Annotated in this window: 15 protein-coding genes; 12 read left to right on the plus strand and 3 right to left on the minus strand. The window is 67.9% G+C overall.

Annotation, left to right across the window (positions count from 1 at the left end; all coding sequences use genetic code 11):
- Positions 1 to 9 precede the first annotated feature (9 nt).
- The 8 genes from ACZ2G3_RS04335 to ACZ2G3_RS04370 are packed head-to-tail and all read left to right on the plus strand — an operon-like array spanning position 10 to position 7633.
- Entirely contained in the window at positions 10 to 981 is a 972-nt protein-coding gene (locus tag ACZ2G3_RS04335; protein ID WP_419268881.1) for a TRAP transporter substrate-binding protein, read from the plus strand.
- 52 nt (positions 982 to 1033) lie between these two features.
- Positions 1034 to 1636 (plus strand): TRAP transporter small permease, encoded by a 603-nt coding sequence (locus tag ACZ2G3_RS04340; RefSeq protein ID WP_419268879.1) that lies wholly within the window; start codon positions 1034 to 1036, stop codon positions 1634 to 1636.
- Positions 1637 to 1640: 4 nt separating this feature from the next.
- The gene (locus ACZ2G3_RS04345) at positions 1641 to 2921 is read left to right on the plus strand and encodes a TRAP transporter large permease (protein ID WP_419268877.1); all 1281 of its coding nucleotides are present in this window, start codon (positions 1641 to 1643) and stop codon (positions 2919 to 2921) included.
- Positions 2918 to 3199: a cupin domain-containing protein gene (locus ACZ2G3_RS04350; protein ID WP_419268876.1), complete on the plus strand. Its 282-nt coding sequence runs from the start codon at positions 2918 to 2920 to the stop codon at positions 3197 to 3199. The genes ACZ2G3_RS04345 and ACZ2G3_RS04350 overlap by 4 nt, the downstream gene beginning before the upstream one ends.
- An 11-nt stretch (positions 3200 to 3210) precedes the next feature.
- Complete coding sequence (kduI, locus tag ACZ2G3_RS04355; RefSeq protein WP_470397886.1) at positions 3211 to 4035, plus strand: 5-dehydro-4-deoxy-D-glucuronate isomerase; 825 nt, start codon at positions 3211 to 3213, stop codon at positions 4033 to 4035.
- Entirely contained in the window at positions 4032 to 4757 is a 726-nt protein-coding gene (kduD, locus tag ACZ2G3_RS04360; protein WP_470397888.1) for a 2-dehydro-3-deoxy-D-gluconate 5-dehydrogenase KduD, read from the plus strand. Before kduI ends, kduD begins: the two co-directional genes overlap by 4 nt.
- A 1-nt stretch (position 4758) precedes the next feature.
- On the plus strand, positions 4759 to 6165 hold the full coding sequence (locus ACZ2G3_RS04365) for a mannitol dehydrogenase family protein (protein WP_470399048.1): 1407 nt from the start codon (positions 4759 to 4761) through the stop codon (positions 6163 to 6165).
- On the plus strand, positions 6158 to 7633 hold the full coding sequence (locus tag ACZ2G3_RS04370) for a UxaA family hydrolase (protein WP_470397890.1): 1476 nt from the start codon (positions 6158 to 6160) through the stop codon (positions 7631 to 7633). The genes ACZ2G3_RS04365 and ACZ2G3_RS04370 overlap by 8 nt, the downstream gene beginning before the upstream one ends.
- A 42-nt stretch (positions 7634 to 7675) precedes the next feature.
- On the opposite strand, the gene ACZ2G3_RS04375 is transcribed toward ACZ2G3_RS04370, so the two are convergent.
- Positions 7676 to 8590 carry a sugar kinase gene (locus ACZ2G3_RS04375; RefSeq protein ID WP_470397891.1) on the minus strand — a complete coding sequence of 305 codons (915 nt, stop codon included), beginning with the start codon at positions 8588 to 8590 and terminating at the stop codon, positions 7676 to 7678.
- A 46-nt stretch (positions 8591 to 8636) separates the two neighbouring features.
- Positions 8637 to 9311 (minus strand): GntR family transcriptional regulator, encoded by a 675-nt coding sequence (locus ACZ2G3_RS04380; RefSeq protein WP_470397892.1) that lies wholly within the window; start codon positions 9309 to 9311, stop codon positions 8637 to 8639.
- Between the two features lie 135 nt (positions 9312 to 9446).
- On the opposite strand from ACZ2G3_RS04380, the gene ACZ2G3_RS04385 reads away from it, so the two are divergent.
- Entirely contained in the window at positions 9447 to 9743 is a 297-nt protein-coding gene (locus ACZ2G3_RS04385) for a PRC-barrel domain containing protein (RefSeq protein ID WP_419268866.1), read from the plus strand.
- Between the two features lie 237 nt (positions 9744 to 9980).
- Positions 9981 to 10124 carry a hypothetical protein gene (locus tag ACZ2G3_RS04390; RefSeq protein WP_470397894.1) on the plus strand — a complete coding sequence of 48 codons (144 nt, stop codon included), beginning with the start codon at positions 9981 to 9983 and terminating at the stop codon, positions 10122 to 10124.
- Between the two features lie 57 nt (positions 10125 to 10181).
- Here the strand turns inward: ACZ2G3_RS04390 and ACZ2G3_RS04395 are convergent, their stop codons facing one another.
- Positions 10182 to 10871 (minus strand): arylesterase, encoded by a 690-nt coding sequence (locus tag ACZ2G3_RS04395; RefSeq protein ID WP_470397896.1) that lies wholly within the window; start codon positions 10869 to 10871, stop codon positions 10182 to 10184.
- A gap of 31 nt (positions 10872 to 10902) precedes the next feature.
- On the opposite strand from ACZ2G3_RS04395, the gene ACZ2G3_RS04400 reads away from it, so the two are divergent.
- Positions 10903 to 11598, plus strand: a complete 696-nt coding sequence (locus ACZ2G3_RS04400; RefSeq protein WP_470397897.1) for an ABC transporter ATP-binding protein — start codon at positions 10903 to 10905, stop codon at positions 11596 to 11598.
- Positions 11599 to 11626: 28 nt separating this feature from the next.
- Positions 11627 to 14164 (plus strand): ABC transporter permease, encoded by a 2538-nt coding sequence (locus ACZ2G3_RS04405; RefSeq protein ID WP_470397899.1) that lies wholly within the window; start codon positions 11627 to 11629, stop codon positions 14162 to 14164.
- The last annotated feature ends 13 nt before the right edge of the window (positions 14165 to 14177 follow it).

Here is a 14177-nt window from a genome sequence, read left to right on the forward strand (position 1 = left end):
GAGGATAACATGAAGTTCCTGATGACAACACTGGCCGGGCTGCTGGCCTCGGCCAGCCTTGCGGGCGCCTGCGAGGTGACGCTGCGCTCGTCCGACACCCATCCGGAGGGATATCCCACCGTCGAGGGCGTCAAGGCCATGGCCGAAGAGGTCAAGGAAAAGACCGACGGCCGCATCTGCATCGAGGTGTTCCCCTCGTCCCAGTTGGGCGAGGAAAAGGACACGATCGAGCAGACCCAGTTCGGCGTGATTGACATGGTCCGCGCCAGCTTCGGCTCGTTCAACGACATTGTTCCGGTAACGCAGCTGATGTCGCTGCCCTACCTGTTCAAGTCGGTCGACCATATGCACAACGTCATGGACGGTCCGATCGGCGAAGAGATCGGCGCCGCCTTCGAGGAGCGCGACCTGGTGGCGCTGGCCTATTACGACGGCGGCTCGCGCAGCTTCTACAACTCGCAAAAGCCGATCCAGTCGATCGCCGACCTGGAAGGCATGAAGTTCCGCGTCATGCAGAACGACGTCTTCGTCGACATGATGGACGCGCTCGGCGCCAATGCCACGCCGATGCCCTATGGCGAGGTCTATTCCTCGATCCAGACCGGTGTCATCGACGGGGCCGAGAACAACTTTCCCAGCTATGACAGCTCGGGCCATGCCGAGGTGGCCAAGTATTTCACCCTGGACGAGCACCTGATGGTGCCCGAACTGGTGGCGATGTCCAAGGCCAGCTGGGACAAGCTGTCGCCCGAGGATCAGCAGATCCTGCGCGAGGCCGCCCGCAATTCGGCCACCGTGCAGCGCGAGCTGTGGGCCGAGCAGGAGCGTGCCTCCGAGGAGAAGGTCGTCGCTGGCGGCGCCGAGATCATCCGCGACATCGACAAGACCCCCTTCATCGAGGCGATGGCCCCGGTCTACGAGAAATACGTGACCACGCCCGAGGCCAAGGACCTGGTCGAGCGCATCCAGGCGACCGAGTGACCAACCGGTCGCCCGCATCCCGCGGGCGGCCTTTTCCATTTGGGGGCGCATCATGCGCAACGTTCTGATCGCGCTGTCGCGGGCAACCGGCGCCGTGGCGCAGGCCGGGCTGTGGATCGCCGGCGCCGGGCTGGTCCTGATGACCGCCTTTGTCTTTGCCCAGGTCTTCTACCGCTATGTCATCGGCACCAGCCTGTTCTGGGCCGAACCCGCGGCCGTCATGCTGATGGGGTGGTTCATCTTCCTGGGCGCCGCCGTGGGCGTCAAGGAGGGCTATCACCTGTCCTTCGACGTCGGGCTGATGGTGGTGCCTCCCAGCTGGCGGCCCTGGTTTCACAGCATGTCCGACCTGGTCGTCACGGCCTTCGGCGCCGGGATGGCGTGGTTCGGCTGGCAGCTTGCCGCGCGCGCCGCGACCGGCGTGGTGCCGGGCCTCGGGATCTCTCGGCTGTGGGATTTCGCGCCGCTGATCGCGGGCGGGCTGCTGCTGATCCTCTTCTCGGTCGAGCGCATTCTGCGCCGCGCGGCGGGGCTGCGCACGATGCGCTTTGGCGACATGGATGACGCGGCCGATGCCGAGGTCGACGGACAGGCCGAGGGCCCCCGGGCCGAAGCCGTGATCAAGGCGCATGACGCGCCGACGGGCAGGAGGTAGGCCCTTGGAATACTGGATCCTTTTCGGCAGCTTTGCCGGGCTTTTGCTGATCGGCACGCCGGTCGCCTTTTGCCTGGGCGCGGCCAGCTTCTTCACCGTCCTATATCTGGGCCTGCCGCCGGTGGTGGTGTTCCAGCGGCTGAACAGCGGCATCTCGGTCTTTGCGCTGATGGCCATCCCGTTCTTCATCTTCGCCGGCGACCTGATGGTGCGCGGCGACATCGCCCGGCGCCTGGTGGCGCTGGCGGGCGCAATGGTCGGGCATATGCGCGGCGGCCTGGGGCAGGTGAACATCATGGCCAGCCTGATGTTCGGCGGCGTCTCCGGATCTGCGGCGGCGGATGCCAGCGCGGTCGGCGGCCTGATGGTCCCGCAGATGAAGGCGCGCGGCTATGACGTCGACTATGCCGTCAACATCACCGTGGTCAGCTCGATCATCGCGCTGATGATCCCGCCCAGCCACAACATGATCATCTATTCCATCGCGGCCGGCGGCCGGCTGTCCATCGCCGACCTGTTCACCGCAGGCATCATCCCGGGCCTTCTGCTGGCGCTGATGCTGATGGGGGCCAGCTGGTGGGTCGCCCGCAAGAAGGGCTATCCGACCGAGCCGTTTCCCGGCCTGCGGATGCTGGGCGTGCTGTTCGTCTCGGCCCTGCCGGGACTGATCCTGATCGCCATCATCTTTGGCGGCGTCCGGTCCGGCATCTTCACCGCCTCTGAAAGCAGCAACATCGCGGTCGTCTATGCGCTGCTGATCACCGCGCTGGTCTATCGCAGCCTGCCCTGGTCCGAATTCGTCGAGGCCACCAAGGGCGCCGTCCGCACCACCGCGATGGTGCTGCTGGTGATCGGCACCGCCGCCTGCTTTGGCTGGCTGCTGGCCTATCTGCGCGTGCCGACCCAGCTGGTCGAGATGCTGCAGAGCGTGTCGGACAACCCGCTGGTCATCCTGCTCTTGATGAACCTGATCCTGCTGGTGCTGGGCACCTTCATGGACATGTCGCCGCTGATCGTGATCACCACGCCGATCTTTCTGCCGGTGGCCACCGCCTTCGGCGTCGACCCGGTGCATTTCGGGGTCATCCTGATCCTGAACCTGGGGATCGGTCTCTGCACGCCGCCGGTCGGCGCGGTGCTGTTCGTGGGCTGCGCGGTGGGCCGCATCAGCATCTGGCAGGCCATGCGCACGATCTGGCCCTTCTATGGCGCGGCCTTCCTGACGCTGATGCTGGTGACCTATGTCCCGGCCCTCTCCCTCTGGCTGCCTTCGGTGTTTCGATGAGTGATCCTGTCCGGACCGTCCTGGCCCATTCGCCCGACCTGATGGTCGTCCGCTTCGACTTTGCCCAAGGCGACCGGGGGGCGCTGCACGACCATCCGCATGTGCAGTCGACCTTCGTCCAGTCGGGCCGCTACCGCTTTACCATCGATGAACGCGAATTCGAGATCGGCCCCGGCGACGCGTTCATCATCCCCTCGGGTGCCCGGCACGGGTGCCTCTGTCTTGAAGGCGGGGTGCTGATCGACAGCTTCACGCCGCGCCGCGACGATTTTCTGTGAAAGGACCTTCCATGACCCATGTCGAAACCCGCCACGCGATCCACCCGGACCACGCCAAGGGCATGGACACCGCCCAGCTGCGCCAGCATTTCCTGGTCGAGGGATTGTTCGTCGAAGGTGAGATCCGCCTGGCCTATACCCATTACGACCGCTTTGTCGTGGGCGGCGCCGTGCCGGACGGGGCCCCCCTGACCCTGGACCAGATCGCCGAGACCAAGACCCCCTCGTTCCTGGACCGCCGCGAGATGGGCATCGTCAACATCGGCGGCGACGGCCGGGTCGAGGCCGCGGGCGAAGCCTGGAACATGGCCAATGGCGACGTCCTCTATCTGGGCATGGGCGCGGGTGCTGTGACGTTCTCGGGGCAGGGGCGGTTCTACATCACCTCGGCCCCCGCGCATCGCGCGCTGCCGCACCGGCTGGTGACGGTGGCGGAGGCCAAGGAGGTCAAGATGGGCGCGATCGAGACCTCGAACAAGCGCACCATCAAGCAGTTCATCCACCCGCTGGTCATGGAAAGCTGCCAGCTGGTGCTGGGCTATACCTCGCTGGAGGACGGGTCGGTCTGGAACACCATCCCCAGCCATGTCCACGACCGCCGCATGGAGGCCTATCTGTATCACGGCATGGCGCCGGAAGCGCGCGTCCTGCACCTGATGGGCGAGCCGCAGGAGACGCGGCACCTGTTCGTGGCCAATGAACAGGCGGTCCTGTCGCCCACCTGGTCGATCCATTCGGGCGCGGGCATCGGCAGCTATACCTTCATCTGGGCGATGGCCGGGGACAATGTCGATTACACCGACATGGACTTCATCCAGCCGGAGGACCTGCGTTGACCGCCTTTTCCCTGGAAGGCCGCACCGCGCTGGTGACCGGTGCCAATACCGGCATCGGCCAGGCCATCGCCGTCGCGCTGTCGCAGGCGGGGGCCAAGGTCATTGCCAGCGGACGGCGCGATTGCGACGAGACGCTGGCGCTGATGGGTGGCGGGCGCAGCCTGACGCTGGACTTTGCCGATCCCATGGCCGCGCGCGATGTCTTTGCCGACCAGCAGATCGACATCCTGGTCAACAATGCGGGCATCATCCGCCGCGACGACGCCGTCGATTTCACCGAGGCCGATTGGGACGAGGTGATGGACGTCAACCTCAAGGCGCTGTTCTTCACCTGCCAGGCCTTTGCCCGCGCCGCCCTGCCGCGCGGCAGAGGCAAGATCGTCAACATCGCGTCCCTGCTGTCCTTTCAAGGCGGCATCCGCGTGCCCTCCTATACCGCGTCGAAACATGGCGTGGCGGGATTGACCAAGCTGATGGCCAATGAATGGGCGGCGAAGGGGCTGAACGTCAACGCCATCGCGCCCGGCTATATCGAGACCAACAACACCGAGGCCCTGCGCGCCGATCCAGACCGGTCCAAGGCGATCCTGGAGCGGATCCCGGCAGGCCGCTGGGGACGGCCGGAAGATATCGGCCAGACGGCCGTGTTCCTGGCCGCCCCGGCGTCGGATTATGTCAACGGCGCCGTCTTGAACGTCGATGGAGGCTGGCTTGCCCGATAGATTGAACCGCGCGCCTTCGGGCGCACCTGCCGGCATCGTGCATCTGGGTCTTGGCGCCTTTTTCCGCGCCCATGGCGCGATCTATGTTGCCGAAGCCATGGCGGCCTCGGGCGGCGACTGGGGCATCGTCGGCGTCTCGCTGCAATCGCCCGGCACGCGCGACAAGCTGAAGCCGCAGGGCTGGGCCTATACCGCACTGGAACTGGGGCCGCAGGGCGAGACCCCGCAGGTCGTGACCGTGCTGCGCGACGTCCTGGTCGCACCCGAGAACCCGCAGGCCGTTTTGGATGCCATGGCGGCGCCCGGCGTCAGGATCGTCAGCCTGACCGTGACCGAAAAGGGGTATTGCCACGAACCCTCGACCGGCCGGCTGAACACGGATCACCCGGACATCCGGCATGATCTGGAGAACCCGCTGCCGAAATCCGCGCCGGGCTTTTTGGTTCGGGCGCTGGCGGCACGGCGGGATGCGGGCCTGCGTCCCTTCACCGTCCTGTGCTGCGACAACCTGCCGGAAAACGGCCATGTGGTCCGCGGCGTCGTGCTGGACCTGGCCCGCCTGATCGACCCGGACCTGGCGCGCTGGATCGAGACCGAGGGGGCGTTTCCGTCGACCATGGTCGACCGGATCGTGCCGGCGACCACGGCCGCCGACCTGGACCGGCTGGCCGAGCTGAGCGGGCATCGCGACGAGGCGCCGGTCATGCATGAACCCTTCCGCCAGTGGGTGGTCGAGGACAGTTTCGTCAACGGCGCCCGCCCCGATCTGGGGAAGGTGGGGGTCCAGCTGGTCGAGGATGTGACACCTTTCGAGCACATGAAGCTGCGGATGCTGAACGGCACCCATTCCTCGCTGGCCTATCTGGGCTACCTGGCGGGGCATGAAACCATCTCGGAGACGGTGGCCGATCCGGTCTTCGCCAGCTTCGTGAAGACGCTGTGGCGGTCCGAGATCATCCCGGCCCTGACCCCGCCCCCCGGCGAGGATCTGGGCGCCTATGCCGATGCCTTGGCGGCGCGCTATGCCAACCCGGCCATCCGGCACCGCACCTGGCAGATCGCCATGGATGGCAGCCAGAAGCTGCCGCAGCGCATCCTGGGCACGATTGCCGAAAGCCGTGCGGCCGGTCGTGCGGTTCCCGGCCTGACCTTGGCCGTGGCGGCCTGGATGCGCTATACCTCGGGTCGTGACGAGAAGGGGGCCGCGATCGAGGTCAAGGACCCGCTGGCCGCGCGGCTTGTCGCGCTGTGGCGCGATGATCCGGCGCAGACCGTGGCGGGCTTCCTGGCCCTGACCGAGGTGTTCCCTGCAAGCCTGCGGGAGGATGCGGGCTTTGCCGCCGATCTGACCGCCGCGCTGGAAGGGCTGACTGCCCGGGGCGCCCGCGCCATGGCCGCCGATGTCTGAGCCGCTGGTTTTGAACGCCGCCGACAACGTGGCGATCCTGACCGAAAAGGGCGTGGCACCCGCGGGCCACAAGGTCGCGCGGGCGGACATTGCGCAGGGGGCGGCGGTCATCAAGTATGGCCAGACCATCGGCTATGCGACGGCCCCCATCGCTGCGGGCGATCATGTCCACAGCCACAACTGCGCCTTTGGCGCGCATGAGCGGGACTATCGGCCCGGCTCGGCGCTGCCAGCGGCCGAAGCGGCGCTGGAGCGGCATCGCGGCGATGCGCTGTCCTTCCAAGGCTATCACCGCGCGGGCGGGCAGGTGGGCACGCGCAACTTCATCGCGCTGGTCGCGACGGTCAACTGTTCGGCCACGGTGATCCGTCGCGCGGCCGAAGAACTACGGATCGAGGGCGCGCTGGTGCCCTTTCCGAACGTGGACGGGGTCGTGGCCTTTGCTCATGGCACCGGCTGCGGCATGGCCGACAGCGGTCCGGGCTGGCAGGCCCTGCAACGTGTGCTGACGGGCCATGCGGGCCATCCCAACGTGGGGGCGGCGCTGTTCGTGGGCCTTGGCTGCGAGGTCATGCAGATCGCCCGGATGAAGCAGGAACTGGGCGAGGCCGCGCGCTTTCACGGCCTGACCATCCAAGACAATGGCGGCACGCGGACGACGATCGAGGCGATCAAGGCCCGGGTGCGCCAGATGCTGCCGCAGGTGAATGCCGCCACGCGCGCCCCGGCACCCGCCGCTGCCCTGAGGATCGGGTTGCAATGCGGCGGATCGGACGGGTTTTCGGGGATCACCGCGAACCCGGCGCTTGGCGTCGCCAGCGACATCCTGGCTGCGCAGGGGGCCTCGGTCGTTTTGTCCGAAACGCCCGAGATCTATGGCGCCGAACGCCTGCTGCTGGATCGCGCGGCCCGGCCCGACCTGGCCGACAGGCTGCTGGAACGGCTGCGCTGGTGGGAGGATTATACCGCCCGGAACGGCGCCTCGCTGGACAACAACCCCAGCCCCGGCAACAAGGCGGGCGGCTTGACCACGATCCTGGAGAAATCATTGGGGGCTGTGGCCAAGGCGGGCGCGACGCCCCTGAAGGCGGTGCTGGAATACGGGGAACCAATCACGGAACCGGGCCTGAACTTCATGGACACGCCGGGCTATGATCCGGTCTCTGCCACGGGGCAGATCGCGGGCGGGGCACAGCTGATCGTGTTCACCACCGGCCGCGGCTCGGCCTTCGGGTCGAAGCCTGCGCCGACGATCAAGCTGGCGACGAATGACCGGCTCTATGCCGCCATGCGCGATGACATGGACATGAACTGCGGCGACATCATGTCCGGCGTCACGCTGGAGGAAAAGGGCCGGCAGATCGTGGACCTGATCCTGCGCGTGGCGTCGGGCGAGGCCACGAAAAGCGAGGATCTGGGACTGGGCGACAATGAGTTCCTGCCCTGGCAGATCGGCGCGGTGGTCTGAGGGCAAAAGGGGGGCAACGGCCCCCCTTTGTTCCGCGACCAATCAGGCGCGCTGCGAAACGGCTTCCGGCACCAGCGCGCCCCGGTGGCGGATGACCTGACGGCTCAGCGCGTGACCGGCGCGGATCGCTCTGTCGCAATCGCCGCTCTCCAGCCAGGCCGCAAGATAGCCGGCATTGAAGCTGTCGCCCGCCGCTGTCGTGTCCACCGGCGTTTCAGGCGCCAGGTCGGTTACGGCGCCGTGGCCGGCCGCACCGCCGAACCACATCGGGCCTCCGCCGTTCTTGACGACCACATGCGCGGCCCCGCAGCCCAGATAGCGGTCGATGGTCGCCTGCGGGTCTGTGTCGCCGAAATGGGTGGCCTCGTCATCGAAACTGGGCAGGATCAGGTCGGCCAGGGCGGCGGCATCCTGGATGCTGTGGCGCATCGTCCCCAGATCTGGCCAAAGCCGCGGGCGTAGGTTCGGATCGAAGACCACCGTGGTGCCGGCGGCGCGGGCGGCGGCCAAGGCCGCCAGCAGCCTGACGCGCCCCTCCGGCGGCAGGATGGCAAGGGTGATCCCCGACAGATAGGCCATGCCGCAGCCGGCCAGTGCCGCGTCCAGCGCATCGCGATCATCCGCCAGCCGCCGGGCCGCCGAACTGTCGCGCCAATAGGAAAAGCTGCGCTCTCCTGCCTGCAGGCTGATGGCGTAAAGGCCGATCTCGCGGTCGGGATCGCGGGCCACATGGGTGGTGTCGATCCCTTCGGCCGCCAGGAAATCCAGCATCTGCTGCGAGAAATTGCCCATGCCCACGCGCGTCAGATAGGCGACAGTGAATGTCTGACCCAGCAGCCGGCGCAGATACCAGGCGGTGTTCAGCGTGTCGCCGGCAATGCCAAGGCGCCACAGCTGCGGCTGGTCGGCCTGGGACAGTTCGACCATGGCTTCGCCGATGGACAGGATATGGGTCATGGGCTTTCCTTTCCGGCACGGGCGCAGAACGCGCATCCACATGCCTTCATTCGGTGAAATAATCGGGATGCGCCGCGGCGATCTGCGGCAGTTCGGCCAGCATCTGGCGCAGGTGGGTGCGCATGGCGGCCTGCGCGGCCGCCGCGTCACCCTGTTCCAGAACCGTCAGGATTGCGCGATGCTGGGCGATGGTGGCGCTGCGGTCGAAGACCCGCATCGACAGGTGCCGCAAACGGTTCATCTGCGACTTGAGCCGCTCTAGGTCGTTCCAGACCGCGGCTTGGCCCGCGGCCAGCGCCATGGCGCGGTGAAAGCGGTCGTCGGAGGCGATGAAGCCCGCCACGTCGCCCGCGGCGTTGGCCTGGTCCTGCAGGACCAGTTCAGCGCGCATGGCCGCCAGATCGGCCCCGGACCCCGCCACCATTGCCGCAAGGTCGCTTTCCACTGCCTCGCGGATCAGCCGCGCCGACAGGACGGCGCTGACCGAGATCTTGCCGATATAGGTCCCGCGCTGCGGCCGCACCTCGGCCAGCCCGTCGCTGGCCAGCCGGATAAAGGCCTCGCGCACGGGTTGGCGCGACAGGCCGATCTGGTCGGCGATCTCGGTTTCCGACAGCCGCGCGCCGGGCAGGAGGTCGCCCTGGATGATACGCTGGTGCAGCCAGTCATGCACCTGCTGCGCGGTCGAGGCGGGGCGTGCGATGGTCGTGGTCTGGGACATGTCTCCTCCATGCATAGGTCTATTCCATACTTCCATACAAGTAAATGTCCGCCGCTCACGCGCAGGTGCGATCAGGGTAAGGAACGGTCGGCGGCATGGGACGTTGTCACCTCGTCAAAGAAAAGGAGGCTCCCCATGGACCATTCCAAGCATCCGCGCCTGACCGACAGCGAATATACCGAGGCCAACCTGACGGGCGCGACCGTCTATGGCCCCGACGATCAGACCATCGGCACAGTGTCGCACACGCATGGCATGGGCGCCTCGGCCCATGTGGTGATCGACGTGGGCGGCTTCTTGGGGATCGGCGCGAAGCCTGTCCAGGTTCCGGCCAGCCAACTGGACTTCATGCGCGACGAGAGCGGGTCAGTCCACGCGGTCACAAACTGGTCCAAGGACGATCTGAAGGCGATGCCGCGCCACGAGCACTGACACCGCAAGGTGATTTGCAGCGCCCGCAGCTTTCTAAAGTCGCGGGCGTTCGCATGCCGACAGCACATGGTTGTAACAAGATGGTAAAAGTTAACGGAACTTCCTGACAGCTTCGCGATTGATCCCGTGAGAGGTTCGAGGAGGAGCCGATGACCCCCGCAAAGGCCCGCTGCGTCTTTGATGGGCACGAAGATCGGACTGATGCCTGGCCCCTGATACAAGGCAAAGGATGAACCGATGTTTGACGCGAAAACCGAAGCCTATCTGCGCCGCACCCACAGCACGTCGCAGGTGGATCATCGCCCCAGCACCGTTGTCGCGGCCGTCCTGGCTGCAAATATGGCGCTGTTGATGGGTCTGCTGCTTTACGTAATCCTGTAACACCTAAGGGGCCGCAGCGGTGAACGCAGCGGCCCCTTTCTTGGCGAAGCCGGCGCGCTATTCTTCCGCCTGCGCCAGCAGCTGTTCCACCTGCGGCCCGATCCCCTCCACGATCTGCCGCACGCCTTCGGCATTGGGATGAATGCGGTCGTCTTGCATCAGGTCTGACAGGGACAGCCCCTGCGAGGCCTTGTCGCTGATCGGTCCCAGGAAATCGGGATGGAGCAGCGCGCCCCATTCCCCGGCCAGTTCACGGTACATCGCCTCGAAATCGCGCTTGAAATCCGGACCGTAATTGCCCGGCGCAGGCAGCCCGGCCAGCAGGACGGGCACCTGCGCCTTGTTTGCGCTAGAAAGAATGGCCTCCAGGTTGGCGCGGCTTGTGGCCGGATCGATGCCGCGCAGCAGATCGTTGCCCCCAAGCGCCACGATCAGGGCGTCCGGCGCCTCGGCCAGGGTCCAGTCGATCCGGGCGGCCCCGCCCGCCGTGGTATCGCCCGACACGCCGGCATTGACGACCCGCACGTCATGGCCCCGGTTTTGCAGCCAATCCTGCAGCACGGGCACAAACCCCTGCTCGGCCGGCAGGCCATAGCCCTGCGTCAGACTGTCGCCCATCGCGGTCAGGACCAGGGGCTCGGCCCCAGCAGGCGCTGCGCCCAGCAGCATCAGCGCCGCCATCGCCCGGCGCAGCGCCCGGCCCGCGCGGTTGCCAAGCCCCCGAACCGCCCCATATCGTGACCTCATCATCCCCGCCCGCCTGGCAAGGAGGCTTTCGATGGCCGAAACCGTGATCAGCCTGCGTAACGTCGGCCTGACCCTGCAGGGCAATGCAGGCCCCGTCGAGATCCTGCGCGACATCACGCTGGACGTGCGGCGGGGCGAAACGGTGGGGCTGGTGGGTCCGTCGGGATCTGGCAAATCGTCGCTCCTCATGTTGATGGGCGGTCTGGAACGCGCCACGCTCGGCCATGTCGGCGCCCTGGGCCAGGACCTGACGGCCCTGAACGAAGATGCGCTGGCCCGCTTTCGTCTTGGCAATATGGGGGTGGTGTTCCAGTCCTTCCACCTGATCCCGACGATGACGGCACTGGAAAACGTGGCGACGCCCCTGGAACTGGCCGGTCACGCGGATGCCTTTGACCGTGCGGCGGAGGAGTTGCGCCGCGTGGGGCTGGGGCCGCGGCTGGACCATTACCCGGGCCAGATGTCGGGGGGCGAACAGCAGCGCGTGGCCCTGGCACGTGCAGCGGCACCGCGCCCCGCGATCCTGTTGGCGGACGAGCCCACCGGCAACCTGGACAGTGCAACGGGACAGGCGATCATGGACCTGCTGTTCGACCTGCATGCAGCGCATGGCGCGACGCTGATCCTGGTCACCCACGCGCCCGAACTGGCGGCCCGCTGCGACCGAGTGATCCGGCTGGCGGATGGTCGCATCGCGGGCGAAGACCTGGCGGAAGCAGCGCAATGACACGGCCCCGCGCCCACAAGGGGCCGAGATGAGCCTGCGCATCGCCGCCCGCATCGCCCGCCGGGAACTGCGGGGCGGGCTGAAGGGGTTCTGGATCCTGCTGACCTGCCTGGCCTTGGGCGTCGCGGCCATCGCAGCGGTCGGATCGGTCCGCGCCGCGATCGAGGCGGGGCTGGTGCGCGAGGGCGCGGCCCTGCTGGGGGGCGATGCCGAAATCAGCCTGACCTATCGCTTTGCCGACCCTGACGAGCGCGCCTGGCTGGAGAGCCGGTCCGAGGCGCTGTCCGAGGTGGTCGATTTCCGATCCATGGCGGTGGTGGGGCAGGGCAATGCCGCCGAACGCGCGCTGACCCAGGTCAAGGGCGTGGATGCCGCCTGGCCGATGGTGGGAGAGGCGCGTTTCGATCCGCCCATGAGCGCGGCCGAGGCGCTTGGCCTGACGCCTTCCGGGCTGCCCGGCGCCGCGATGGAGGCGCTGCTGAGCGACCGGCTTGGCCTGTCGGTCGGCGACGTCTTTCGCCTCGGCGTACAGGAATTCCAGCTGACCGCGATCCTTCTGTCCGAACCTGACGCGGGGGCGGCCAGCTTTGGGTTCGGCCCGCGCACGCTGGTGCTGCGCCGGTCGCTGGAGAACAGCCAGCTGCTGGGACCGGGTACGCTGTTCGACACGCGCTATCGCCTGATGCTGGCGCCCGGCACCGATCCCGATGCGCTGCGGGCCGAACTGCGCCGGCAGTTCCCTGACAGCGGCGCCCGCTGGCGGGACAGCCGCCGGGGCGCGCCGGGGATCGAACTGTTCGTGGACCGGATCGGCGCCTTTCTGGTGCTGGTCGGGCTGACCGGGCTGGCGGTGGGCGGCATCGGCGTCTCGGCCGCGGTGCGCGCCTATCTGGAGCGCAAGACCCAGGTCATCGCGGTGCTCAAGACCCTGGGGGCGCCGGGCCGGACCATTTTCCAGGTCTATTTCCTGCAGATCGGGGCCCTGACCCTGCTGGGCGTGCTGGCGGGGCTGGCGATCGGGGGGGCGGCGCCCCTGCTGCTGGCCCCGCTGCTGGAGGCGCGGCTGCCCGTGCCCGCGATCTTCCGCCCTTATCCCGCCCCCTTGGCCGAGGCCGCGCTTTACGGCGTGCTGACGGCCTTCGTCTTCACGCTCTGGCCGCTGGCGCGGACGCGGCAGGTGCGCGCGGCGGCGTTGTTCCGGGACTTGGGCGATGTGTCGGGCGCACGGATGGGCGGTGGTCCCTGGGTGGCGGTGACCGTGGCGCTGGCGGCATTGGTGGGCGCGGCTGCGTGGTTTTCGGGCCTGCCCCGCCTGGCGGTCGGGGCGGCAGGCGGCATCTTGGGGTCGTTTCTGGTGCTGCTGCTGGCGGCGATGCTGGTGCGGCGGCTGGCGCGGGCGGCGGCGGGGGCGGGCTGGGTCCGGGGCCGGACGCCGCTGCGCCTGGCGCTTGGCGCCATCGGCGGCCCGCGCGAAGAGGCGACATCGGTCATCTTGTCCCTGGGTCTGGGGCTGACAGTCCTGGCGGCGGTGGGCCAGATCGAATCAAACCTGCGCCAGGCCATCCGCCAGGAACTGCCCGAGCGCGCGCCTGCCTATTTCTTCGTTGACATCCAGGGCGACCAGTTGGACCCCTTCCTGGCGCGGCTGGAGGGGGACCCCGCGGTCAGCGCCGTTGAAACCGCGCCGATGCTGCGCGGCATCCTGACCGCGATCAACGATCGCCCCGCGCGTGAGGTGGCGGGCGATCACTGGGTGCTGCGCGGCGACCGGGGCGTGACCTATGCCGCCCGCCCGCCCGAAGGCACCCGGATCACCCAAGGCGAGTGGTGGCCCGAGGATTACGCGGGGCCGCCGTTGGTCAGCTTTTCGGACGAGATCGCGCAGGAGATCGGCCTGAAGCTGGGCGACAGCATCACCGTGAACATCCTGGGCCGCGACCTGACGGCCCGCATCGCCAGCTTTCGCGAGGTCGATTTCAGTACCGCCGGCATCGGTTTCGTCATGGCCATGAACCCTGCCGCGCTGCAGGCCGCGCCGCACACGCATATCGCCACCGTCTATGCCGCGCCCGAGGCCGAGGCCGCGATTCTGCGCGACTTGGGCGGACGCTTTCCCAACATCACCGCCGTTCCGGTGCGCGAGGTCATCGACCGTGCGGCCGGTGCCCTGTCGGGGATCGCCGCCGCGACGGCCTGGGCGGCGGGGGCCACGCTGGTCACGGGCTTCATCGTGCTGATCGGCGCCGCGGCCGCCGGCGAGCGCGCCCGCGTCTTCGAGGCGGCGGTGCTGAAGACGCTTGGCGCGACGCGGGGCCGCATCCTGCTCAGCTTTGCGCTGCGCTCGGCCATGCTGGGGGCGGCCGCGGGGGCGGTCGCGCTGCTGGCGGGTGCCCTGGGGGGATGGGCGGTGATGACCTTCGTGATGGATGCCCCGTTCCATTTTGATCCGGTTTCGGCCCTGGCGATCGTCGCGGGCGGCGTGATCGCGACGCTGGTGGCGGGGCTGGCCTTTGCGCTGCGCCCCCTGGCGGCCCGCCCCGCCGCCGTGCTGCGGGCGCAGGAATAGGCGCCGTCGCGCC

The organism is Paracoccus sp. KKT209 (assembly GCF_055635455.1).

What these genes read in the sequence shown, in the direction of transcription:
- ACZ2G3_RS04335 (WP_419268881.1), top strand. Translation starts at nt 10, where the DNA reads ATGAAGTTCCTGATGACAACACTGGCCGGGCTGCTGGCCTCGGCCAGC.
- ACZ2G3_RS04340 (WP_419268879.1), top strand. Translation starts at nt 1,034, where the DNA reads ATGCGCAACGTTCTGATCGCGCTGTCGCGGGCAACCGGCGCCGTGGCG.
- ACZ2G3_RS04350 (WP_419268876.1), top strand. Translation starts at nt 2,918, where the DNA reads ATGAGTGATCCTGTCCGGACCGTCCTGGCCCATTCGCCCGACCTGATG.
- kduI (WP_470397886.1), top strand. Translation starts at nt 3,211, where the DNA reads ATGACCCATGTCGAAACCCGCCACGCGATCCACCCGGACCACGCCAAG.
- ACZ2G3_RS04370 (WP_470397890.1), top strand. Translation starts at nt 6,158, where the DNA reads ATGTCTGAGCCGCTGGTTTTGAACGCCGCCGACAACGTGGCGATCCTG.
- ACZ2G3_RS04375 (WP_470397891.1), bottom strand. Translation starts at nt 8,590, where the DNA reads ATGACCCATATCCTGTCCATCGGCGAAGCCATGGTCGAACTGTCCCAG.
- ACZ2G3_RS04380 (WP_470397892.1), bottom strand. Translation starts at nt 9,311, where the DNA reads ATGTCCCAGACCACGACCATCGCACGCCCCGCCTCGACCGCGCAGCAG.
- ACZ2G3_RS04385 (WP_419268866.1), top strand. Translation starts at nt 9,447, where the DNA reads ATGGACCATTCCAAGCATCCGCGCCTGACCGACAGCGAATATACCGAG.
- ACZ2G3_RS04390 (WP_470397894.1), top strand. Translation starts at nt 9,981, where the DNA reads ATGTTTGACGCGAAAACCGAAGCCTATCTGCGCCGCACCCACAGCACG.
- ACZ2G3_RS04395 (WP_470397896.1), bottom strand. Translation starts at nt 10,871, where the DNA reads ATGAGGTCACGATATGGGGCGGTTCGGGGGCTTGGCAACCGCGCGGGC.
- ACZ2G3_RS04400 (WP_470397897.1), top strand. Translation starts at nt 10,903, where the DNA reads ATGGCCGAAACCGTGATCAGCCTGCGTAACGTCGGCCTGACCCTGCAG.
- ACZ2G3_RS04405 (WP_470397899.1), top strand. Translation starts at nt 11,627, where the DNA reads ATGAGCCTGCGCATCGCCGCCCGCATCGCCCGCCGGGAACTGCGGGGC.